This is a genomic window from Pseudomonas sp. M30-35 (assembly GCF_002163625.1).
Lineage (GTDB): Bacteria > Pseudomonadota > Gammaproteobacteria > Pseudomonadales > Pseudomonadaceae > Aquipseudomonas.
The window spans coordinates 3,128,433-3,151,403 of sequence record NZ_CP020892.1 but is presented as its reverse complement, the minus strand read 5'-3'; the positions used below and the strand labels follow the sequence as shown (position 1 = coordinate 3,151,403).

17 protein-coding genes are annotated in these 22,971 nt (G+C 54.1%); 15 read left to right on the top strand and 2 right to left on the bottom strand.

Features of this window, described 5'->3' with window-relative positions; all coding sequences use genetic code 11:
* Positions 1-47 precede the first annotated feature (47 nt).
* The 5 genes from B9K09_RS14470 to B9K09_RS14450 all read left to right on the top strand — a co-directional run bounded on the left by B9K09_RS14470 (position 48) and on the right by B9K09_RS14450 (position 6,469).
* Positions 48-2,081: an NADPH-dependent 2,4-dienoyl-CoA reductase gene (locus tag B9K09_RS14470; RefSeq protein ID WP_087517484.1), complete on the top strand. Its 2,034-nt coding sequence runs from the start codon at positions 48-50 to the stop codon at positions 2,079-2,081.
* 27 nt (positions 2,082-2,108) lie between these two features.
* On the top strand, positions 2,109-2,522 hold the full coding sequence (locus B9K09_RS14465) for a nuclear transport factor 2 family protein (protein ID WP_087517483.1): 414 nt from the start codon (positions 2,109-2,111) through the stop codon (positions 2,520-2,522).
* A gap of 370 nt (positions 2,523-2,892) precedes the next feature.
* On the top strand, positions 2,893-4,263 hold the full coding sequence (locus B9K09_RS14460; RefSeq protein WP_087517482.1) for a chromosome partitioning protein ParA: 1,371 nt from the start codon (positions 2,893-2,895) through the stop codon (positions 4,261-4,263).
* A 39-nt stretch (positions 4,264-4,302) separates the two neighbouring features.
* Entirely contained in the window at positions 4,303-5,193 is an 891-nt protein-coding gene (locus B9K09_RS14455) for a 1-aminocyclopropane-1-carboxylate deaminase/D-cysteine desulfhydrase (protein WP_371917463.1), read from the top strand.
* A gap of 79 nt (positions 5,194-5,272) precedes the next feature.
* Positions 5,273-6,469, top strand: coding sequence for a lytic murein transglycosylase (locus B9K09_RS14450; RefSeq protein ID WP_087517480.1), 1,197 nt, complete (start codon positions 5,273-5,275; stop codon positions 6,467-6,469).
* A gap of 85 nt (positions 6,470-6,554) precedes the next feature.
* Here B9K09_RS14450 and B9K09_RS14445 read toward each other — a convergent pair whose 3' ends face one another.
* Positions 6,555-7,514, bottom strand: coding sequence for a DUF1853 family protein (locus tag B9K09_RS14445; protein WP_087517479.1), 960 nt, complete (start codon positions 7,512-7,514; stop codon positions 6,555-6,557).
* Positions 7,515-7,722: 208 nt separating this feature from the next.
* On the opposite strand from B9K09_RS14445, the gene B9K09_RS14440 reads away from it, so the two are divergent.
* The 10 genes from B9K09_RS14440 to B9K09_RS14395 all read left to right on the top strand — a co-directional run bounded on the left by B9K09_RS14440 (position 7,723) and on the right by B9K09_RS14395 (position 22,217).
* A complete protein-coding gene (locus tag B9K09_RS14440; protein ID WP_010483042.1) occupies positions 7,723-8,613 on the top strand; it encodes an NAD(+) kinase in 891 nt (296 codons plus the stop codon).
* The gene (locus B9K09_RS14435; protein WP_087517478.1) at positions 8,614-9,588 is read left to right on the top strand and encodes a metallophosphoesterase; all 975 of its coding nucleotides are present in this window, start codon (positions 8,614-8,616) and stop codon (positions 9,586-9,588) included. It begins immediately after the preceding gene.
* Complete coding sequence (locus B9K09_RS14430) at positions 9,585-10,451, top strand: rhomboid family intramembrane serine protease (RefSeq protein ID WP_087517477.1); 867 nt, start codon at positions 9,585-9,587, stop codon at positions 10,449-10,451. Before B9K09_RS14435 ends, B9K09_RS14430 begins: the two co-directional genes overlap by 4 nt.
* Before the next feature lie 39 nt (positions 10,452-10,490).
* The gene (locus B9K09_RS14425) at positions 10,491-10,754 is read left to right on the top strand and encodes a YeaC family protein (protein WP_087517476.1); all 264 of its coding nucleotides are present in this window, start codon (positions 10,491-10,493) and stop codon (positions 10,752-10,754) included.
* A gap of 21 nt (positions 10,755-10,775) precedes the next feature.
* Positions 10,776-11,606: a DUF2797 domain-containing protein gene (locus tag B9K09_RS14420; protein WP_087517475.1), complete on the top strand. Its 831-nt coding sequence runs from the start codon at positions 10,776-10,778 to the stop codon at positions 11,604-11,606.
* Positions 11,607-11,707: 101 nt separating this feature from the next.
* The gene (gene pepN / locus B9K09_RS14415) at positions 11,708-14,368 is read left to right on the top strand and encodes an aminopeptidase N (RefSeq protein ID WP_087517474.1); all 2,661 of its coding nucleotides are present in this window, start codon (positions 11,708-11,710) and stop codon (positions 14,366-14,368) included.
* A 567-nt stretch (positions 14,369-14,935) separates the two neighbouring features.
* On the top strand, positions 14,936-16,897 hold the full coding sequence (locus B9K09_RS14410; protein WP_087517473.1) for a DUF1302 domain-containing protein: 1,962 nt from the start codon (positions 14,936-14,938) through the stop codon (positions 16,895-16,897).
* Positions 16,898-17,009: 112 nt separating this feature from the next.
* Positions 17,010-18,380: a DUF1329 domain-containing protein gene (locus tag B9K09_RS14405; RefSeq protein ID WP_087517472.1), complete on the top strand. Its 1,371-nt coding sequence runs from the start codon at positions 17,010-17,012 to the stop codon at positions 18,378-18,380.
* 369 nt (positions 18,381-18,749) lie between these two features.
* Positions 18,750-19,838 (top strand): WD40/YVTN/BNR-like repeat-containing protein, encoded by a 1,089-nt coding sequence (locus B9K09_RS14400; protein WP_371917408.1) that lies wholly within the window; start codon positions 18,750-18,752, stop codon positions 19,836-19,838.
* 18 nt (positions 19,839-19,856) lie between these two features.
* Positions 19,857-22,217 (top strand): RND family transporter, encoded by a 2,361-nt coding sequence (locus B9K09_RS14395; protein WP_087517471.1) that lies wholly within the window; start codon positions 19,857-19,859, stop codon positions 22,215-22,217.
* A 126-nt stretch (positions 22,218-22,343) separates the two neighbouring features.
* Here the strand turns inward: B9K09_RS14395 and B9K09_RS14390 are convergent, their stop codons facing one another.
* Positions 22,344-22,877, bottom strand: a complete 534-nt coding sequence (locus B9K09_RS14390) for a DUF2780 domain-containing protein (protein WP_256574030.1) — start codon at positions 22,875-22,877, stop codon at positions 22,344-22,346.
* Between the last annotated feature and the right edge of the window lie 94 nt (positions 22,878-22,971).

Genomic DNA, 22,971 nt, shown 5'->3' with positions numbered 1-22,971 from the left:
GAAATCGCGACATACCGTGAATGTTATTGCTTGATGTGGAGACTTCCATGACCGCTCACTACCCGAATCTACTGGCCCCGTTGGACCTAGGCTTTACCACGCTGAAAAACCGTACCCTGATGGGGTCGATGCACACTGGCCTGGAAGAGAAACCGGGTGGATTTGAGCGCATGGCTGCTTATTTCGCCGAGCGTGCCCGCGGCGGTGTCGGCTTGATGGTTACCGGCGGCATTGGTCCAAACGTTGAAGGCGGGGTTTATTCCGGTGCGGCTAAGCTGACCACGGTTGAAGAGGCCGAGCAGCACAAGATTGTGACCCGCGCCGTGCATGAGGCCGACGGCAAGATCTGCATGCAGATTCTCCACGCTGGCCGCTACGCCTACAGCCCCAAGTCAGTCGCACCGAGCGCCATTCAAGCGCCGATCAACCCATTCAAACCCACTGAGTTGGATGAAGAGGGCATCGAAAAGCAGATTCAGGATTTCGTCACCTGCTCAATGCTGGCGCAACAGGCGGAGTATGACGGTGTTGAGATCATGGGCTCCGAAGGTTATTTCATTAACCAGTTCCTGGCCGCACACACCAACCAGCGTACCGATCGTTGGGGTGGCAGCTACGAAAACCGCATGCGCTTGCCGGTAGAAATCGTCAGTCGCGTGCGTCAGGCCGTAGGCCCTAACTTCATTATTATCTATCGGCTGTCGATGCTTGACCTGATCGAGGGTGGCAGCACTTGGGAAGAAATCGTGCAGTTGGCTCAGGCTATCGAGAAAGCCGGCGCAACCCTGATCAATACCGGTATTGGCTGGCACGAAGCGCGTATTCCGACCATCGCGACTAAAGTCCCGCGTGCGGCATTCACCAAGGTCACAGCAAAACTGCGCGGCTCGGTGTCTATTCCGTTGATCACCACCAACCGTATCAACACCCCGGAAATCGCTGAGCAAGTGTTGGCTGAAGGCGATGCCGATATGGTTTCGATGGCGCGTCCATTCCTGGCTGACCCTGACTTTGTGAATAAAGCTGCGCAAGGTCGTGCTGATGAAATCAACACCTGTATCGGTTGTAACCAAGCCTGTTTGGATCACACCTTCGGCGGCAAACTGACCAGTTGCCTGGTTAACCCACGTGCTTGTCACGAAACCGAATTGAATTACATCGCCAGCACCGTGGTTAAGAAAATTGCAGTGGTCGGCGCGGGCCCCGCCGGTCTTGCCGCCGCTACGGTTGCCGCCGAGCGCGGTCATCAGGTTACGCTGTTTGACAGCGCCGCCGAGATTGGCGGCCAGTTCAATGTCGCCAAGCGTGTGCCGGGCAAAGAGGAGTTCTTTGAAACCCTGCGTTACTTCAAGCGCAAGCTGGAAACCACCGGGGTTAACCTGCAGTTGAATACGCGAGTGAATGTTGATGAGCTGGTGGCTGGTGGCTTTGATGAGGTGATTCTGGCGACGGGTATTGCGCCGCGTACACCGGATATTCCAGGTATCGATAATGCCAAAGTGATCAACTACCTCGACGCCATTCTGCAGCGCAAGCCTGTCGGCGAGAAGGTCGCGGTGATCGGTGCGGGTGGGATCGGCTTTGACGTTTCTGAATTCATCACCCATGCCGGTACAGCTACCAGCCTTAACCGCGACGCGTTCTGGAAAGAGTGGGGCATTGATGGTCAGTTAGAGGCACGCGGGGGTGTTGCGGGTATTACTGCTGAGCCACATACGCCAGCGCGTCAGGTTTTCCTGTTGCAACGTAAAAAGACCAAGGTGGGTGATGGTTTGGGTAAAACCACTGGCTGGATTCACCGTGCGGGGCTGAAAAACAAGCAGGTGCAGATGCTCAATAATGTGCAGTACCTGAAAGTCGACGATGCAGGTTTGCATATCAGCATTGCCGACGCCGAGGCGCAGGTATTGCCGGTCGACACCATTATTGTCTGTGCGGGTCAAGATCCGTTGCGTGAGCTGCACGAGGGGTTGCAGGCGGCGGGTCAAAGCGTGCATTTGATTGGCGGTGCGGATGTCGCCGCTGAACTGGATGCCAAGCGTGCAATCAATCAGGGTTCGCGACTGGCTGCTGAAATTTAATCGATAAACCCTCAGCGAGGTAGAGTAATGACAGCGTTAGCGGTTAAGCCGAATATTGCCCCAGCCATGCAGCAATGGCATGCGATGATTGCCAGCAAGGACCTTAGTGGTTTACCTGCATTACTCCACCCGGATGCTGTGTTTCGCTCTCCGATGGCGTTCAAGCCCTACGCTGGCGCAGGTAGGGTGGCGATGATCCTGAATACCGTAATCAAGGTATTTGAGGATTTTACCTATCACCGCGAGTTGGTGTCGGCAGACGGCTTGAATGTAGTGTTGGAGTTCAGCGCAAAGGTGGCTGATCGCGAGCTGAAGGGTATCGATATGGTGCGCTTCAATGAGCAAGGCCAAATCATCGAGTTTGAAGTCATGATCCGCCCAATGAGTGGCCTGCAAGCGCTGGGCGATGAAATGGGTAAGCGCCTGCGCGGCGCGGTTTAGTACGTCACAGAGCCTGAGCTAATCAGGCACTGTTAATTGCCGGTTGGTTGCAGCAGATGTCGTCGCTGCGACTGACATAAAATGTCTCATGCTGACATTTTGTACCAATCCCATCACACTTTTGCTGTGCAGTTGAGCCGACTTGCAACTATGGCAAGACGACTGCCAACCCAGTCACATTGCTGGGCTTAGCTTTTCCCCTAGACTTGCTCAAACGGTCGCTATGCGCCTGACTGCTGGTGCGCGTCAATTACGGGTGTGTAATTACAAGCATTAACATCGTTCTAGAGTATTCGATCCTTCTGGTTGGAGGTTCGTTGCCAGGTGCGAGTTCGGGTGGGTGCCGTTAATCTAGTTTTGAGGGAATCGGATGAGCATGCAGAACAAGCCGCAGATGACTGATGCCGTAATGTTCTTTAGTGAACACGGTGGTGTCTGCAAGCAAATGTTCTTCACTGAGTTTGAGGCCCTGCTTGATGGCATGGTCAATATGCCTGAGTTTGCTGACCAGCAAGTGCGGGCGGCATACGTGATGATCAACCCACGGTTGATGATTCGCTCCGTGGTATTTTTCTACCTCGACTTCGATGAAAAGGGCGCGCCAGACAACGGCTGGAATATCCCGCTGCAGCATTTGGCGGAGAAATCTGGGCGCGGCCCTGATATGGGCGCCGGCCCGATCCGCTTGGCATGTCGCAGTCAGTGCCCGGTTTCATGGCACCAAATGCATCTGTGGGACCCGAATCTGGCGCCAGGGCAGAATGATCTGGTCATCCTGCGTGAAGTGGTTAAAGCCAATCATCTCGGGTTACTTATCGAGGATGAGAGCGTTCAGTCGGTTGCTCCGGAACGCTTGCAGATGGTTTCTGATGACAAGTGGTATTCCGCTGATCCTGCAGCCGAAGATGCGGAAAAAGCCACGGAAAAGCTGAATCAGGAGCAGCGTCTCAAAGCTGCGCAGTTGATCAAGCAGCAGCGTTTGCGTATCGGCAGTCTGACGCTTCAGCACGAAGAAGAGTTGGCGAAACTCAAACTGGCCAGTGAGCAACACAGCAAGACGCTTGAAGCAAAAATTGCGCTTATTCAGAAATCCCTGGCTCAGCAACAAGCACTCAATACTGATCTGAAAAATCAGCTGGCAGAACAAGCTGCAAGCTTCCAGTCGTCGCGCGAGAAAATGACCGAGCAACTGCGCACGCTGCAAAGCAGCGGGCGCAGCGAGATTGATCTTATGCGTGCGCAGTTCGACGGTGAAATGCAGGCGAAAATTGCCTCGGCTGTGGTTGAGTACAAAGAACAGATCGCCATTCGTGATGTTGAACTGGCCTATCGCCAAGAGCTCGACGGCAAGCTCCAACAGGAGATCGAGCGGCTGAGCAGCGAGCGTGAGCAGTTGACTGGGCAAAGTGGTGACCAGATACTTGAGCGTCTGTCCAACTTGGGCATGGTCTTTGTGGTTTATCACCCGGGCGCTGGACACTTGACCGTCGCTCTACAAGACATCGCTCGCTATCAGGAAAATCCGTTCGCCTATGCAGCGTCCAAATGCTTTGTTTCTGAGGAGCAATACACACAGTGGTTGGCGCACTACCAGCAACCCAGCTGTGAAGCATTGCTGGCCAATGGTCAGCGCTGTGCGATTCCAATTGATCGAATTGATGCCCCAAGCCGTTTCAAACTCAATGACTCCAACTGCTGTGCCCGTCATAAAGAAGCTCTGCGGGTGCGCACCGTCGGTTAGTTCGCATTGATCTTTACTGATTGGGCGCCAACCGCTCCTTTGCAGTTGCTAAACCTGTATTGGTTGACCAACTCAGGGGTTGAAGTGGCTGTTTTGCGCCTTGATCTGATTGATCAACAGGTCAGTGGCAACAAATGGTTCAAGTTGGCGCCCTACATCAAAACCGCAAGTGAGCAAGGCGCGCAAGGGCTTATCAGTCTTGGCGGCGCCCACTCCAATCACTTGCATGCTTTGGCTGCTGCTGGAAATCGCTTTGGTTTTCAAACCGTCGGTTTAATGCGCGGCAACTCGCAGGCGACGCCCACTGCGCTCGAACTCGAACAACTGGGTATGCGCCTACATTGGCTGGGTTACGGCGGCTACCGAGCGCGCAACCTGCCAGGCTTCTGGCAGCCTTGGCGTATGCGTTATCCACATTTACAGCCAGTTCCTGAAGGTGGCAGCGGTTTGCTTGGTGCGCAAGGCTGCCGGCCATTGGTCGAGTTGGTGTGCAGTCAACTTAAGCAGATCAACTGGCCCGACTATCATGCCTGGTGGTTGGCCGTGGGCACAGGTACGACTCTGGCCGGTTTGGTCCTGGCTGAAGCGGGCGCGCACCCGGTTTATGGCGCGTTAGCCGTTCCGGCACAACACGGAGCCGAAAAGCAGATTTCCAGCGTGCTGGCTCAGGCGCAACAAGCCGATCAAGGGTATAGGCTGCTGGATGCGGCGCGTGGCGGGTTTGCCAAAGTTGATGGGCAACTGCTGGATTTCATGCAGGCCTGCGAGGCTGAGTCGGGCATGCTGTTTGAGCCGCTGTACACCGCTAAAGCTCTATTGGCATTGCGTGAGCAAGTCGAGCAGGGCGCGTTTCCTCGCGGAACACGGCTGATTTTTGTCCATACCGGCGGTTTGCAAGGCCGTGCAGCTGCATTGGCTAAAAGCCAGTAACGGAACTGCTGCCACTTCCCCGTCTCTGAACATTACACTGTCCGCATTTGTGGACTGTTTTAGTATCAGGGAATATGCGATGAACAAAACTATCACCGGTATAGGTGCGCTACTGCTCGCTACAGGCGCTTTGGCAACGCAGGCTGAGGCCGCATCGTTTCAGCAATGTCTCAGTGGCTTGCGCGGCAAAGCGTTAGCCAAGGGCGTCTCTGGTGCGACCTTTGACCGTTATACGCAAACGCTTGAGCCTGACATGAGCGTGCTCGAATTGCTCAATTCACAACCCGAGTTCAGCACCCCTATCTGGGATTACCTGGCTGCGCTGGTCGATCAGCAACGTGTCGATGAAGGTCGGCAGATGCTCAAGCAGCACGCTGATACCTTGGCCAAGGTATCGCGCACCTATGGCGTTGACCCAGCTACTGTGGTCGCGGTTTGGGGGGTTGAGAGCGATTACGGTAAAACCTTCGGCAAGCGTCCTTTGCTCACCTCGCTAAGTACATTGTCTTGTTACGGCAGGCGTCAGGCGTTCTTCCAGGGCGAGTTCTTTGCCACCTTGAAGCTACTGCAATCTGGTGATATTCAGGCGCAAGAGCTGAAGGGGTCATGGGCGGGGGCGTTTGGTCATACCCAGTTCATGCCTTCGACCTATCAGCGTATCGCCGTGGATGGCGACGGTGACGGTCGCCGCGACCTGGTGGCGAGTATTCCTGATGCGCTGGCATCAACCGCCAACTACCTTAAGCGTTCGGGCTGGCGTACCGGCCAACCGTGGGGGTATGAGGTCAAGCTGCCTGCGGGTTTCAATACGTCCTCGACGGGGCGTAAAAACAAGCGTGCGCTGAAGGACTGGGTCGCCCGCGGCGTGGTTAAGGTCGATGGCTCGGCGATAACGCCAAGTGATACTCAAGCGGGTATTTTGCTACCCGCAGGGGCCAAAGGTCCGGCGTTTATTGTGATGCGCAACTTTGATGCGATCTACTCCTACAATGCGGCTGAAAGCTATGCATTGGCCATTGCTCATTTGTCTGATCGCCTGCGCGGTGGTGACGAGATCGCCACGCCGTGGCCAACGGATGATCCGGGTCTCAGCCGGATTGAGCGCAAACAGTTGCAGGAGTTACTGCTCGCCCGTGGCTACGACATTGGCGAGGCGGATGGCTTGATTGGTACCAATACCCGCAAAGCGATTGTCGAGGAGCAAAAACGTCTAGGTTTACAGCCGTATGACGGCCGTGCAGGCAAGAAAATCCTCAAGGCGATGCAAGCCCAGTAAGGCGCTGTATAAACAATTGGTAAGGCGGATAACGCATTTTTATCCGCCATTTAGCCGGGCTGTTGGCTTATTTTTGAGCGGCCCGCTAGCGATATGGCCTAAGTGTTTCCGGCCAACTATCACTGACCAGAAATACGCGCTGTTGCTCAAGCCAATAGCCGTCTGGGCTTTGTTCCAGGCGGACTAGTAATTGCGCATTGGTATTGGCTTCGAGGGTGGCGAACCAAATTTGCAGCTGGTCGTTGGGCCAGTGATTGGCTTGGCTGATTCGTGCAGGTGCCAGCCAGTCATGGCGCGGCAATATTTGCCAGCTGGCAGACGGGTATTCAGCAAGCAGTGCTGGCCAGTCGCGCTGATGCACCCAACTGCCCCGTAAATGCTCGGGGTGAGCGCCCGCAGGGGGTAAGCAACCATTTGGCCATGGGTAAAACAAATAACCGGCGACCCACATCGAGGCTTGTATCGTCTGAGTGTTGATCCCTTCTTGGGCCAAAGCACTAAGTGCTTGTTCGGTTTTCGACAGGGGCAACTGGTGTTCAGTGATATGGCTGAGTTTCAAATCTAGGCGGTCACGACTACCCGGACCGAGCCAGTGCCGATTAGCGGTTCCGCTGGAGGATTGCTCGCCGAGGTAGAGCTTGATCGCCAGTTCAAGGTGATGCAGGCCTTCATCGTCACTCAGGATTAAATCCAACTCGCCGAGGGTGTGCCCTTCGTGGCGAATGGGCAGGTTGGCGGCAAGAATCTCCACATCAGGCGCTGCATTCAGGGCGAACTGCCAGAGCCGTTCGTAATACAAGCCCAACCTGCGCACTGAGCGCTCGGCCAGCCAGTGAGTCAGGCTTGAGCAGTCTTTATCCAGTTGTAACAACCAATCAGCCAGCAACTGCGGCTCTGTACTCCAGCGGCTAGCCGTTAAAGGGTGGCGCTGGGTTGTCGGTGCATCGCTCAGTAGCGGTGGTGCAAGTATGACCCACGCCAGATCGCGCACGGCAGGTTGCAGCAGGTGCAGAGGGAGATCATTTAGTGAGCGCAATGAGTTCATGCGACGAGCATAGCGTTATTTACCCCGTAGCAAGCAAGCGGTGTAACCTGTCCAGCGCTTGAAACTGGCGCAAATGCACCCATCTATATCGCCAGGTCAGTTTGTTTAACGGTTGCCCGGTTAACTGTGTTTACCCGCTCAAGTTTGCTGCACTTGCAGGCTTTCGACCATAATCCAATTCTCTAAAGATTCAGCCTGCGGGAGCACCATGGAGCAATTTCGGAATATCGGCATCATTGGTCGCCTTGGCAGCACGCAGGTGCTCGACACTATTCGTCGACTCAAGAAGTTTCTGCTCGACCGCCACACCCATGTCATTCTCGAAGACTCAATCGCTGAAGTCCTACCAGGCCACGGCCTGCAGACCTCTTCACGGAAGAATCTCGGGGAAATCTGTGACTTGGTGATTGTTGTCGGTGGTGATGGCAGCTTGCTTGGCGCTGCCCGTGCATTAGCCCGGCATAAAATTCCGGTGCTTGGGGTCAACCGTGGCAGCTTGGGCTTTCTGACGGATATCCGTCCTGACGAGCTTGAAGTCAAAGTCGCTGAAGTGCTGGATGGCAATTATCTGACTGAAAATCGGTTTTTACTCGAAACCGAAGTGCGGCGGAACGCGGAAGCCATTGGCCAAGGCGATGCGCTTAACGACGTGGTTCTGCATCCGGGCAAGTCGACGCGGATGATCGAGTTTGAGCTGTTTATTGATGGGCAGTTTGTTTGCAGTCAGAAAGCGGACGGCTTGATTGTCTCCACCCCAACTGGCTCAACGGCTTACGCCTTGTCTGCTGGCGGGCCGATCATGCATCCCAAGCTCGATGCAATTGTGATTGTGCCAATGTATCCGCACACCTTGTCGAGCCGCCCGATAGTGGTAGATGGCAACAGTGAGCTGAAAATTGTGGTGTCCAAAGACCTGCAAATTTATCCGCAGGTCTCCTGTGACGGTCAGAATCACTTCACCTGCGCGCCTGGCGATACCGTCACCATTCGTAAAAAGCCGCAAAAGTTATGTTTGATTCATCCGCTGGACCATAACTATTACGAGGTCTGCCGCACCAAGCTAGGGTGGGGCAGCCGCCTTGGTGGCGGGGGCGAGTAAATGCGTCTGGACCCTGAGCGAAGTTACGACCTGATTGGCGATATCCATGGCTGTGCCCGCACGCTGGCGCGACTGTTGGATAAATTGGGTTACCGGCAAGAGGCGGGCGTCTGGCGTCACCCGACGCGCATGGCCATCTTTCTTGGCGACTTGGTTGACCGTGGCCCGCGAATTCGCGAAGCCGTGAACCTGGTGCGCGGCATGGTCGATGCCGGGTCTGCGGTGTGCATCATGGGCAACCATGAGTTTAACGCGCTGGCGTGGACGACTCCGGCACATCCGGGCAGTGGTCGTCAGTTTGTTCGTGACCACAACGCCCGGCACGCGCGCATGATCGAGGAAACCCTGGAGCAATACGCTGCCTACCCGACAGAGTGGCGTGAGAGCCTTGAGTGGTTCTATCAGTTACCGCTGTTTGTGGATGGTGGGCGTTTTCGCGCAGTGCATGCCTGTTGGGATGATGAGTTAATCACTCCTTTGCGTGCGCAGTTCCCGGACGGGCGGATCAACCAGGCCTTTGTTAAGGCGGCTGCGGAGCACGGTAGCTTTGCTAATACCGCGTTCAACCGCTTGCTGCGAGGTACCGACATGCGCCTGCCGCACGGTATGACGCTGACCAGCGATGATGGCTTCACCCGCTCTTTCTTCCGCACCAAGTTCTGGGAAGAAAACCCGCAAACCTATGGTGATATCGTTTTCCAGCCGGATGCGCTACCCGAGTTGGCGGCGCAAACCCCCTTGTCTGAAATGCAAAAGAACGAGCTGCTCAGATACGGTGCAGATCAACCCATATTATTTGTCGGCCATTATTGGCGCAGCGGCAAACCTGCGCCTATTCGGGCTAACCTGGCGTGCCTCGACTACAGCGCCGTGATGTTCGGCCGTTTGGTCGCTTATCGCCTTGATCAGGAGCATCGTTTGGATTCGAGTAAATTTGTCTGGGTCGAAGTTGAAAAGCCGGAGGCGCCGAAATGAGTGCTGTGGCGGTTTTACGCTTACCAACGCAAACCAATCTGAGCGGCTTTATTGCGTTACTGCAACGTCTGGAAGTTCCACACCGAGTCAGTGAGGAAGCGGGTCAGCAAGTATTGTGGGTGCCCGGCGAGTCGTTAGCAGAGCAGGTGCGTGAGCTCTATAGCCGCTATCCAGAGGGTAGTGACGAGGTTCAACTTGAGACCTCGGCGGTGCCAACTGCGGCACGCCCCGGGTTTATCCAGCAGATCAAAAACAACCCGATGACCAGCGCGGTATTGCTCCTGACCTTTATTGTCGCGGCGGTTACCTTGCTGGGAGAGAATTTCTCGGCGATTCGCTGGCTGAGCTTTATCGATTTCAAAATTCAAGGTGATTACATCTATTTCAGCTCGGCGGAGCAAACGCTACAGGGCGGCCAGTGGTGGCGGCTCATCACACCAATGCTCATCCACTTTGGCTGGCTGCATCTGGCGATGAACAGCCTGTGGTACTGGGAGTTGGGACGGCGCATTGAGTCATATCAGGGCGCGCTGGCGCTGCTGGGCTTAACCTTGGTGTTCAGCTTGGCATCGAACGTGGCGCAATACAGCTTCTCCGGGCCGTCACTGTTCGGCGGGTTATCCGGTGTGCTTTACGGGTTGTTGGGGCACTGCTGGATTTATCAGCGAATCGCGCCTAACCCAGTCTATCGGTTACCCCCCGGCGTACTGGTGATGATGCTGGTTTGGTTGTTGGTGTGCATGACCGGAGTATTTGAATTACTGCAATTTGGCTCCATCGCCAATGCCGCGCATGTTGGCGGCCTGGTAGCAGGTTGTCTGACTGGGTTGTGTGGTGGGTTGTGGCAGCGCGCACGCGGCTGACGGCCTGTTAAAATATCGGTTTATTAGTGGAGGCGGGTTATGTCGTCTTTTTTGGAAACTATCGAAAACATCACCCCCGAGATCTATCAAAGCCTGAAATTGGCGGTGGAAATTGGTAAATGGCCAGATGGTCGCAAGCTGACTCAAGAGCAAAAAGAGTTGAGTTTGCAGGCGCTGATTGCCTGGGAAATCAAAAATCTACCGGAAGACCAGCGTATTGGTTACATGGGGCCGCAGGAGTGCAGCTCCAAGTCTGAGCCAGTGCCGAACCTGTTGTTTAAGTCTTCTGATACGTTGCATTGAATTTGAGAATGGCGGTTGTTAATGAATGAGTTGGGGCGCGGTGCGCTGAGCAAAATGTCGGCGCGGTTGGAAAGCCCGGTGCAGTATTCTTTTCGTCTGGATGATCAGTTGATTGCAGTCAATCCGCTGATCGGCAAGACCTTGCGTTTGGAGTTTTTGGGTGCGATTCACTGCAGCCACTGTGGGCGCAAAACCAAAACCAGTTTTAGCCAAGGTTACTGTTATCCGTGTATGCAGAAACTCGCTCAGTGCGATATCTGCATCATGAGCCCGGAGCGTTGCCACTACGACGCAGGCACGTGCCGCGAACCGAGTTGGGGTGAACAGTTCTGTATGACTGACCACGTGGTCTATCTGGCCAACTCGTCTGGGGTCAAAGTTGGTATTACCCGCGCCACGCAAGTGCCAACACGTTGGATTGACCAAGGCGCAACGCAAGCGCTGCCGATCGTGCGTGTTGCAACTCGCCAGCAGTCAGGGTTTGTTGAAGACCTGCTGCGCAGTCAGGTTGCCGATAAGACCAACTGGCGTGCGCTGCTCAAGGGTGATGCCGTGCCAGTTGATCTGGAAGCCGTGCGCAATGAAATTCTCGCGACTTGCGCCGAAGGCATGCAGCAATTGCAACAACGCTTTGGTATTCAGGCGATTCAGCCGTTGAGTGACGCGCAAGCGCTGCAGATTGGTTATCCGATTGATGCTTATCCGCCAAAGATCAGCAGCTTCAATCTGGACAAAAATCCAATCGCCGAAGGTACGTTAACCGGGATCAAGGGCCAGTATTTGCTGTTTGATACCGGCGTTATCAATATTCGTAAATACACGGCTTATCAACTGGCTGTGAGCAGTAGCTGAGGTTGGCTATAGCCGATACCAACCGTGCAGGGCTGGCTGTATCAATCGAGGCTTTGGCACAATCAAATTCTTTGCAAGCGGCTCAATCAAGAGAGGCGACCATGCGCACCGAACAACCGAAGATGATCTACCTGAAAGACTACAAGGCGCCGGATTATCTAATCGATGAAACGCACCTGACCTTCGAGCTGTTTGAAGACCACAGTCTGGTGCACGCCCAGTTGGTGATGCGTCGCAACCCGGCATTGAGTCCAGAACTCCCGGCACTTGAGCTTGACGGCCAAGAGCTTGAGTTGATCTCGATTGCACTCAATGACCGCCAGCTCACGGCCGTGGACTATCAGTTGACTGATGTATCGCTGACCTTGCAGCCAGACAGCGCCAGTTTTGTGATCGACACCACGGTGAAAATCCATCCGGAAAGCAATACCGCGCTGGAAGGCTTGTACAAGTCCAGTGGCATGTTTTGCACCCAATGCGAGGCCGAAGGGTTTCGCAAGATCACCTATTATCTCGATCGCCCGGATGTGATGAGCAAGTTCACCACCACGCTGAGCGCGCAGCAGCACGATTATCCGGTGTTGCTCTCGAACGGTAACCCGATTGCCAGCGGCAGTGAGGAAGACGGTCGTCACTGGGCGACGTGGGAAGATCCATTCATGAAGCCTGCGTATCTATTTGCCTTGGTTGCTGGTGACCTGTGGTGCATCGAAGATACCTTCACCACCATGAGCCAGCGTGAAGTAGCGCTGCGCATTTATGTCGAGCCAGAAAATGTCGACAAGTGCCAGCACGCGATGGACAGCCTGAAGAAGTCGATGCGCTGGGATGAGGAAACCTATGGCCGTGAGTACGATCTCGACATCTTTATGATTGTCGCGGTTAACGACTTCAACATGGGTGCCATGGAAAACAAGGGCCTGAATATCTTCAACTCCAGCGCCGTTCTGGCTCGAGCTGAGACGGCGACAGATGCGGCACACCAGCGCGTTGAAGCAATTGTTGCACATGAATACTTCCACAACTGGTCGGGTAACAGGGTGACCTGTCGTGACTGGTTCCAGCTGTCGTTGAAAGAAGGCTTCACGGTTTTCCGTGACTCACAGTTCAGTGCAGATATGAACTCGGCCACGGTCAAACGCATCGAGGATGTTGCCTACCTGCGCACCCATCAGTTTGCCGAAGATGCTGGCCCGCTGGCGCATTCGGTGCGCCCAGACGCATTTATTGAAATCTCCAACTTCTACACCCTGACCGTTTATGAAAAGGGTTCAGAAGTGGTGCGCATGATCCGCACGCTGCTCGGCGCTGAAAACTTCCGTAAAGGCAGTGATCTGTACTTTGAGCGCCACGATGGTCAAGCGGTTACCTGTGATGACTTCATCAAAGCCATGGAAGATGCCAGTGGCGTCGACCTGACTCAGTTCAAGCGCTGGTACAGCCAAGCCGGTACGCCACGCTTGGCGGTGAGCGAGTCTTACGATGCAGCCAATCAGCGTTATAGCTTGAGCTTCAAGCAAAGCTGCCCGGCAACGCCAGGACAAACTGAAAAGCTGCCATTTGTTATTCCTGTTGAGCTGGGTCTGTTGGGCGCTAAAGGCCAGCCTTTGGCGTTACAGCTTGAGGGTGAGCAGGGTGCTGGTGATTCAGGCAGTCGGGTGTTCTCGATTGATCAAGCCGAGCAGACGCTGACCTTCATCAATGTGGCTGAGCAGCCATTGCCATCATTGTTACGCGGTTTCTCGGCGCCAGTGAAACTGAACTTCCCCTATAGTCGCGACCAACTGATGTTTCTGATGCAGCACGACAGCGACGGCTTTAATCGTTGGGAAGCGGGTCAGCAATTGTCGGTACAAGTGCTGCAGGAACTGATTGCGCAGTATCAGCGCGGTGAGCCACTGGTTATGGATCAGCGGTTGATCAGTGCATTGCGTACAGTGCTCGAAGATACGCGGTTGGATCAGGCCATGGTTGCTGAAATGCTCTCGCTGCCAGGCGAAGCCTATCTGACCGAAATCAGTGAAGAGGCAGACGTAGAGGCGATTCACAATGCTCGTGAATTTGCTCGTAAACAGCTGGCTGAAGCACTGCATGATGCACTTTGGGCGCGCTATCAGTGCAATCGCGAAATTTCGCGCAGCTCTGAATATGTTGCCGAGGCAGAGCATTTTGCGCGTCGCAGCTTGCAGAACATCAGCCTGTCTTACCTGATGCTCAATGCTGTGCCAGAAGTGCTGGCGGCATGTTTGGATCAGTTTGAGAACAGCGACAACATGACCGAACAATTAACCGCGCTGGCGGTGCTGGTCAACTCACCGTTTGTTGATGAGCGGAGCAAGGTGTTGGCGAGCTTTGCCGAGCACTTCAAGGACAATGCTCTGGTGATGGATCAGTGGTTCAGCGTGCAGGCAGCCAGTGGTTTGCCGGGTGGCTTGGAGCGGGTGAAAACATTGATGGAGCATCCAGCGTTTACCCTGAAAAACCCGAACAAGATTCGTGCGCTGATCGGTGCGTTTGCCGGGCAGAACCTGATCAACTTCCATAAGGCTGACGGCAGCGGATATCGCTTCCTGGCGGATCAGGTGATTACGCTGAATGCGCTCAACCCGCAGATAGCTTCGCGCTTGCTGGCACCGCTGACTCGCTGGCGTAAATATGCGCCTGCTCGTCAGGCGCAGATGAAAGCTGAGTTGGAGCGCATTGTTGCCTCTGGCGAACTGTCGAGCGATGTGTATGAGGTGGTAAGTAAGAGCCTTGCATAAGCTGTCGATTTTTCGCTTGTGATGTTTTACAGGCCCGGTTTAGAGCAATTCTGACGGGCCCAATGCCGTGCTTACACGGCATTACATGAGTCAACCTGAAAGTGTTACCGGCGCAAGCTGGTAACACTTTTTTGTTACTCAAAGGAATGAAAATCCCACCTTTTATATTCGATGGTTAATAAAACGACCTTTTGCGAAATTTTCCAGCAGATGCTTCTTTTTAATTCGATGCGTCTAGATCGGTGCTTTAGTGACTATTCGGGCCAGATTGTAGGACGTGACTGAAAAATAGCGCCTTAAATCTGACGATTCACAAAGTGGCTATGTAGTCACGAATCGAAACAGGATGGCAATGTGCTTTTAAATAATACGACTGTTTGAATTGGCATCATGGTTGCACTGGTCGTAAAGATTTGGCTGCGCAATCGAATTTCTTGCGAATTGCGGGCGTGAAAACAGATTGAGGCATTGAGCTTTTCCGGTTTTACAAAAGCCGTCATCAGTACGGCTAAACCTCGCCCTGAAGCGGGCGTAATAAAAAGAATGATCTGCCAGGAGTAATTTTCGATGGATATCAAGTCTCGCCATCCACGGGTGTGCTTTGCACCGGTGAAGGCTGGTTTTGCCTTTGCTGGAATTCTGCCGCTGCTCGTAGCCGCTCAAGCGCAGGCTGTTGAGTTCAGTTTTGCCGATAACGAAATTAACGGCTCCATCGACACCACAGTGTCTTACGGTCAGTTGTGGCGTGTTCAAGGCCAAGACAAGAGCAACGACGATATCAACGGTAACGACGGTAACCGAAATTTCGACACCGGCCTGGTTTCGGAAGTTTATAAAGTCACCTCGGATCTCGGCGCTACTTATAAGAATTACGGCGTGTTCGTCCGCGGTACGGCGTTCTATGACACCCAGATCATGGATAAGCGTAACGATTTCTACGACGCGAGCGGCCCAGCGCAGCCAAGCCAGAACTTCCCGCGTGACGACAGCTTTACCTATGAAACACGGCACAAGGCTGGCCGTGATGCGCAAATTCTCGACGCCTACGTGTATGGCGATTGGGATGTTGCTGAGATGCCGGTCACCGCGCGTTTGGGTAAGCAAGTATTCAACTGGGGTGAGGCGCTGTTCTATCGCGGCGGTGTTAACACCACTAACCCGGTCGACGCAGCTAAGTTCCGGTTGCCAGGCGCTGAGCTGAAAGAAGTGCTGGTGCCGGTCGAAGCGCTGAACTTCAGTGTTGGCTTGACGGACAACCTGTCGCTGGAAACCTTCTACCAGTTCAACTGGAAAGAAACCGCGATTGATCCGGCAGGCACCTTTTACTCCGAAACTGACCTGTTCGCCGATGGCGGCAATACCGCTTACAGCACGCAGTCCGCTTTGGCGCCAGTGCGCGGTCTTTATCAGCAGTTGAGTGCCGGTAACTTTGCCGGCTTGCAGGGTAATGACTACTTCGATCAAAACGGCGTGATCAAAGTGGCCAACATTGGTTCTGACATCAACGCCAGAAACGACGGTCAATTTGGTGCGGCGCTGCGCTACATCGCTGAAGACTTCAATAGCACTGAATTCGGGTTCTACTTCGTTAATTATCATTCGAAGGAACCCTTGATCAATGCTGACCTGAACAGCACTTATGCGGGGCTTGATATCGACCAACTGGCCGGTCTCGGTGGTTTCGCCAGCTACAACGATCTGCAGAACGCTGCTGCCAGCGGTAATGCTGGGGCAGGGCAAATTCTCGGTTTGGTCAACGGTGCGGCGGCGGTCGATGTTGCAAACCAGGTTAATGCGCGTCGTGAGTATGTTGAAGACATTCGCATGTACGGCCTGAGCTTTAACACCACGGTCGGTCTGGCTTCGGTATTCGGTGAGCTGTCCTACCGTCCAAACCTGCCGATTGGCATTTCAACCACCAACGACCTGCTGGGTGACCTGCTGACTCAAGCGGCGCCATTGGCCGGTGGCCAGAAAATCAATATCGCCGGTCAACAAGTTGGCCTGGAAGATGAGATTCACAACTACGAGCGTGTTGAAGCGTTCAATACTTCGCTTGGGACTATCTATAACTTCGGACCAACACTTGGTTTTGACTCGCTGTTTGGTGTGGCAGAACTTGCCTCCGAACATTTGCGTGGCTCAGACCTGCAATACACCGCGCGCGACGGCTCAACCCGTTACTACTCGGGGCGCGGTAACAGCGCCTATATCGATGATAACGACCGTAATGACCAGGTTAATAAAAACGCCTACGGCTACACCCTGGTGCTCTCCGGTACATGGAACGACGTCTACGCAGGTGTGAACCTTTCGCCGTACGCGGTATACCGTGATGACTTCGAAGGTAACTCTTACCAGACGGGTAACTTCATCGAAGGTCGTAAGGCTTACACCCTGGGTGTTAAAGCCAACTACCTGAACAGTCTCGAAGCGGAGCTTGCCTATACCGAGTTCTACGGTGCTGGCGGTAACAACTCTTCCCGTGATCGCGACAACATTGGCCTCAACGTCAAGTACTCGTTCTGATAATTGAGCTGGATTGCAATGAATGCTCGTCGAGCGCGTTGCAACCCAGTCGATAGACAACCGAACCGAGCGCTCAAGAGCGCTTGGTCAAGAATTACCATGGAGAGATATGATGCTGAAGAAGCACACGTTGATAGGTGCAGCAATTGCACTGGTGCTGTTTACCGGTAGCACATTGGCAGCCGTTTCCGCAGAGGAAGTCGCCAAGCTAGGCACCACTCTAACCCCGTTTGGCGCTGAGAAAGCCGGTAACGCTGCTGGCACAATTCCGGCGTGGACCGGTGGTATCACCCAACCACCAGCCGACTACAAAACCCCGGGCCAGCATCATCCAGACCCATTTGCCGGCGACAAGCCGCTGTTCACTATTACCAAGGCTAACCTGGATCAGTACAAGGCCAACCTGACGCCTGGTCAGATTGCCTTGTTCAATACCTATCCAGACACCTATCAGATGCCGGTTTACCAGACCCGCCGCTCAGGCTCGGCGCCGCAGTGGGTGTATGACAACACCCGCAAGAATGCGGCGGCGGCCAAGCTGCTCGATGGCGGCAATGGTTTCTCTGATGCCTACGGTGGTATCCCGTTTCCGATTCCGCAGAGCGGTGTTGAAGCGTTGTGGAACCACATCGCCCGTTACCGGGGCACCTATATCGTGCGTCGCGCTTCGGAAGTGGCGGTGCAGCGCAACGGTAGCTACTCGCTGGTAACTTCGCAGCAAGAAGCACTGTTCAAGTACTACGATCCGAAAGGTTCGTTCGCTGATCTGAACAACATCATGTTCTATTACCTGTCGTTCACCAAAAGCCCTGCGCGTTTAGCGGGGGGGGCGGTACTGGTGCATGAAACCCTCGATCAGGTCAAAGAGCAGCGTCAGGCTTGGGGTTACAACGCCGGTCAACGCCGTGTGCGCCGTGCGCCAAACCTGGCTTACGACACGCCAATTGCTGCGGCTGATGGGCTGCGTACCGCCGATGACACCGATATGTTCAACGGCGCACCTGATCGCTACGACTGGAAGTTGCTGGGTAAAAAGGAAGTCTACATTCCTTACAACAACTACAAAGTCACCAGTCCAGATGTGAAATATGACGACCTGCTCAAAGAAGGTCATCTCAACCCAGCATATACCCGCAATGAGTTGCACCGTGTATGGGTTGTCGAGGGCACGCTGAAAGGCAGTGCGCGGCATATCTACTCCAAGCGTACGCTGTACCTTGATGAAGATAGCTGGCAGGCGGCGGTGGTTGATCAATACGACGGTCGCGGTGAATTGTGGCGCGTATCGGTTGCCTATCTGAAGAACTATTACGAGTTGCCAACTACGTGGTCGGCGCTGGATGTGTTCCACGATCTGCAGGCACGTCGTTATTATGTGCAGAATCTGGACAACGAAGAATCGAGTACTATCGACTTCAGTCAGCCGATTCCAGGCGACGGTTACTTCAAGCCAGCAGCCTTGCGTCGCCGCGGCACGCGTTGATTTTCGTGTAGTGTTTTTCAAAAGCCGCTACAGTTGTAGCGGCTTTTGTGTATTGCTGAAACGTATAGAGCGTCAATCACGCGGGTTTGCTTTAACAAAACATAACGTCGAACTCATTGTCAGGGCCTTCAAAAGCTAAGTAGCATAGGCAAACTGCTAAGGAGCCTCTGAAAAAGGTAGCGAGCGACGGGAGTACAAGGCGAAAAGGTGCGAAATAGCGACCGGGGTCGCGCTCGACTTTAGTTGTCCTAAATGAGCATTTTGAGCAGCTTTTAAACGCAGCATCGGCTGCCGCAGTAATTCCTAGCGCAGTAGTTTTTCAGCAGCTCCGTAAATGCAGGAACTATAAAAATAAAAGGGGGAAGGTTTATGAGTGAGCCCATCATGCGGCGCACCATGTCCGGTGGTCTTGTGACGTCTAGTCGCACACCGGTGTCGCGCATCAATTCGCCGCTGGGTAAAGCGCTCTCGCTGTGCAGTCTGCTGTCGGTACTCGCGTTGTCTATTGCGCCACTGACTGTTCAGGCCGTTGAGCCCGCCAGCCTCTCTTCAATTGAATCAGCTCAAGCACAAAGCTCGCTGTTGATTGATATCACCGCAGCCGGTAAGCGTTTAGTGGCTGTCGGCGAACGCGGTCATGTTCTTTATTCCGATGACAATGGTTCTACTTGGACTCAAGCCAAGGTGCCTACTCGCCAGTTACTAACGGCTGTGTATTTTGTCGATGACAAGCACGGCTGGGCAGTGGGGCACGATGCCCAGATCCTTGTCACAACCGACGGCGGCCAGACCTGGGTCAAGCAGTTCGAAGACCTGTCGCGCGAAGCACCGCTGCTGGACATCTGGTTTAAAGACACTCAAACAGGTTTTGCAGTTGGCGCCTATGGTGCTTTGCTGGCGACAACCGATGGTGGCGCTAATTGGGAAGATATTAGCGACCGGATGAACAACGAAGATGGTTATCACCTCAACGCAATCGTCGCGGTGAAAGACTCAGGCTTGTTTGTTGTGGGTGAGTTGGGCGTGATGTTTCGCTCAGCCGACTGGGGCCAGACTTGGGAAACCTTAGAAAGCCCTTACGACGGTTCGCTGTTCGGCGGAGTGGCGACTAAAGAGCCAGCCACCTTGTTGGCTTACGGTCTGCGTGGCCACTTGTTCCGCTCCACCGATTTCGGCACCACTTGGCAACAAATCGAGATCAATACTCCCAATAACGGGCCTCTGGAGTTCGGTCTGGCTGACGGCGAGTTACTTGCCGATGGCTCGATTGTAGTGGTTGGGCATGGCGGCACTGTGCTGAAAAGTACTGATGATGGCCGCAGTTTTAGTCTGGTAAATCGCGCTGATCGGGTATCCCTGAGCGGTGCTGCAACTACGGATAACGGCAAGCTGATTCTGGTCGGGCAGGGCGGTGTACACGTCGCTTCGCCAACAGGCGCCGATCTGGGCCAACAATAATAAGCCGGGAGAGTTTGCATGAGTAAGCATCAACAAAAACCTGCGTCTTTTCTCGAGCGCTTGATTTTTAATAACCGTCCAGCCGTTATCGTGCTGTGCGTTCTGATCAGTGCATTTTTGTTTTACCAGGCTGCGCAGGTTCGCCCGCAAACCAGCTTTGAGAAAATGATTCCACTGGGTCACCCTTACATCCAGAAGATGATTGAGCATCGCAACGACCTTGCCAACCTCGGCAACACGGTGCGGATCTCGGTTGAGGCAGTTGATGGCGACATCTTCAGCAAAGAGTACATGGAAACCCTGCGCCAGATTAACGATGAGGTGTTTTACATCTCTGGGGTTGATCGTTCTGGCCTGAAGTCGTTGTGGAGTCCAAGCGTGCGCTGGACCGAAGTGACGGAGCAGGGCTTTAGTGGCGGTGAAGTGATTCCGCAGACCTACGACGGCTCGCTTGATAGTCTTGAAGAGCTGCGCGACAACGTGCTCAAGTCAGGGCAGATTGGCCGCCTGGTGGGTAACAACTTCAAGTCGAGCATCATCGACATTCCGTTGCTGGAGTCGTATCCGGACCCGCAAGACCAAGGCAAATTGGTGCCGTTGGACTACCAGAAGTTCTCCCACGAGCTTGAAGAAAAGATTCGTGTAAAGTACGAAACGCAAAATCCTAATGTGAAAATTCACATTATTGGTTTCGCCAAGAAAGTCGGCGATTTGATCGATGGCCTGGTCGGTGTTGCGTTGTTCTTTGCAGTGGCAATTGGCATTACCTTTGTCTTGCTGCTGTGGTTTACGCGTTGCTTTAAAAGTACCTTGGCGGTTGTGTGCACCACGCTGATCGCGGTGATCTGGCAGCTCGGTTTGCTGAAAACCCTCGGCTTTGGTCTTGATCCGTACTCCATGCTGGTACCGTTTTTGGTGTTCGCCATCGGTATTTCACACGGTGTGCAGAAGATCAACGGAATCGCAATTGCGTCCGGTGAAGCTACTGACTCGCTGTCGGCTGCGCGTATGGCTTTCCGTCAGCTGTTTATTCCGGGGCTGGTGGCGCTGTTGTCCGACGCCGTTGGTTTCGTCACCTTATTGCTGATCGATATCGGGGTTATCCGTGAACTGGCCATCGGTGCGTCGATGGGTGTTGCGGTGATCATTCTGACCAACCTGATTCTGCTGCCGGTGATGATCTCCTACATCGGTATCAGCAAGAAGGCCGTGCAGATCAGCCGTGAAGATGCGGTGCGTGACCATCCGTTCTGGCGCCTGATTTCCAACTTCGCTAACCCAGTGGTTGCGCCTATTTCGGTGGTGGTTGCTATCGTCGCGCTGGCGGGTGGTGTGTGGTACGGACAAAACCTGAAGATCGGCGACCTCGATCAGGGTGCGCCTGAACTGCGTCCGGATTCACGCTACAACCTGGATAACGACTTCGTCATTCGCAATTACTCAACCAGCTCCGATGTATTGGTGATCATGGTTAAGACAGCGGCGGAAGGCTGCTCGACTTATCAGACCCTGTCGGCGATGGATCAGTTGTCGTGGACGATGGAGAATACGCCGGGTGTGCAGTCGGTTATTTCTATGGTCACTGTCTCGCGCCAGGTCATCAAGGGCATGAACGAGGGCAGCCTTAAATGGGAAACCCTGTCGCGCAACCAAGACGTGCTGAATAACTCAATCGCCCGTGCCGATGGCCTGTATAACGCAGACTGCTCAGTGGCGCCGTTGTTGGTGTTCCTCAATGATCACAAAGCCGAAACGCTGAATCGTGTGGTCGATGTGGCTGAAGGCTTCATCGCGGAAAACAACAAGGAAGGCCTTGAGTTTATCCTGGCTGCCGGTAACGCCGGTATCGAAGCTGCGACCAATGAAGTGATTGATCAGTCCGAAACCACCATGCTGCTGGCTGTTTACGCGGCGGTTGGCATGATGTGTCTGATTACCTTCCGCTCGATTGCAGCGACGCTTTGCGTGATGCTACCGCTGGTACTGACCTCAGTGTTGGGTAACGCGCTGATGGCTTATATGGGCATCGGGGTCAAAGTTGCGACCTTGCCGGTGATCGCCTTGGGTGTAGGTATTGGTGTCGACTACGGCATCTATATTTACAGTCGATTGGAGACTTACCTGCGTCAAGGTTTCTCGTTGCAGGAAGCCTACTTCGAGACGCTCAAGTCGACAGGTAAAGCCGTGCTATTCACAGGCGTGTGCTTGGCCATTGGTGTTGCCACTTGGATCTTCTCGGCGATCAAGTTCCAGGCGGATATGGGCCTGATGCTGACCTTCATGTTCTTGTGGAATATGTTCGGTGCGATCTGGCTGTTACCTGCACTGGCTCGTTTCCTGATTAATCCAGAGAAGCTGCGTAACAAGGCTAACGCCTGATACACCTCATGCACGCTGCTGGATAAGCAGCGTTGCAGGTACAAAAAAACCGCGACCTGAAGGGTCGCGGTTTTTTTATTGTCGCTGATTAGCGTCAGCCTGCTCGTGCAGGTGACCGCAGTGGGCTTAGACGCCCCAGAGACTGGTAAGTGAGGACATCAACGGCTGGCTCAGGCCTTGCTTGCCCATGTACTCGAGTAGCGTTGGCGCGAACTTGTTCAGGGTTTCTGCATTCATGCCCAAGTTGTTGAAAGCGCTGGTGACGTCGCCCATGTCCTTGGTGTTGTTCAACAGCGAGGTGATGCTGGTCGACTCTGAGCCTGAACCTTTGCCCAATAGTTTGCTGGCTTGGTCAAGCAGGTCGCTGTTTTGGGTCAGTTGCTCAAGGCCCGGAACAGACTTGGTTAGCTCTGAGAATTGGCTGGGTTCAAGATTGTTTTTCGCTAAGCCGAGCAGTGCCGCAGTACCGCCTGTGGCTTGCGGCTGAGTAACCCCGACTTGGCTGGACAGGGCCTTAAGCATTTGTCCTGTTTCGCCTGTGGCTTGAGAGTTGCCGGTTACGCTAGACACGCTGTTGACGGCATCACCTAAGTTGAATGCGAAGGCTGGGGCTGCCGCCAGGGTCAGGCTCAGCAGTAATAGCTTGGAAGGTTTAAACATGGGGATCGGTCCTCTAATGATTGACATGCCATGGTTTGGACTGCACAGGCAGGCCAAGGTATCTATTGTACGAATAGACCCGTGTTGCACGGGC

Coding starts and splice junctions, on each gene's coding strand:
- B9K09_RS14470 (WP_087517484.1), top strand. CDS start 48: ATGACCGCTCACTACCCGAATCTACTGGCCCCGTTGGACCTAGGCTTT.
- B9K09_RS14465 (WP_087517483.1), top strand. CDS start 2,109: ATGACAGCGTTAGCGGTTAAGCCGAATATTGCCCCAGCCATGCAGCAA.
- B9K09_RS14460 (WP_087517482.1), top strand. CDS start 2,893: ATGAGCATGCAGAACAAGCCGCAGATGACTGATGCCGTAATGTTCTTT.
- B9K09_RS14450 (WP_087517480.1), top strand. CDS start 5,273: ATGAACAAAACTATCACCGGTATAGGTGCGCTACTGCTCGCTACAGGC.
- B9K09_RS14445 (WP_087517479.1), bottom strand. CDS start 7,514: ATGAACTCATTGCGCTCACTAAATGATCTCCCTCTGCACCTGCTGCAA.
- B9K09_RS14440 (WP_010483042.1), top strand. CDS start 7,723: ATGGAGCAATTTCGGAATATCGGCATCATTGGTCGCCTTGGCAGCACG.
- B9K09_RS14435 (WP_087517478.1), top strand. CDS start 8,614: ATGCGTCTGGACCCTGAGCGAAGTTACGACCTGATTGGCGATATCCAT.
- B9K09_RS14430 (WP_087517477.1), top strand. CDS start 9,585: ATGAGTGCTGTGGCGGTTTTACGCTTACCAACGCAAACCAATCTGAGC.
- B9K09_RS14425 (WP_087517476.1), top strand. CDS start 10,491: ATGTCGTCTTTTTTGGAAACTATCGAAAACATCACCCCCGAGATCTAT.
- B9K09_RS14420 (WP_087517475.1), top strand. CDS start 10,776: ATGAATGAGTTGGGGCGCGGTGCGCTGAGCAAAATGTCGGCGCGGTTG.
- pepN (WP_087517474.1), top strand. CDS start 11,708: ATGCGCACCGAACAACCGAAGATGATCTACCTGAAAGACTACAAGGCG.
- B9K09_RS14410 (WP_087517473.1), top strand. CDS start 14,936: ATGGATATCAAGTCTCGCCATCCACGGGTGTGCTTTGCACCGGTGAAG.
- B9K09_RS14405 (WP_087517472.1), top strand. CDS start 17,010: ATGCTGAAGAAGCACACGTTGATAGGTGCAGCAATTGCACTGGTGCTG.
- B9K09_RS14400 (WP_371917408.1), top strand. CDS start 18,750: ATGAGTGAGCCCATCATGCGGCGCACCATGTCCGGTGGTCTTGTGACG.
- B9K09_RS14395 (WP_087517471.1), top strand. CDS start 19,857: ATGAGTAAGCATCAACAAAAACCTGCGTCTTTTCTCGAGCGCTTGATT.
- B9K09_RS14390 (WP_256574030.1), bottom strand. CDS start 22,877: ATGTTTAAACCTTCCAAGCTATTACTGCTGAGCCTGACCCTGGCGGCA.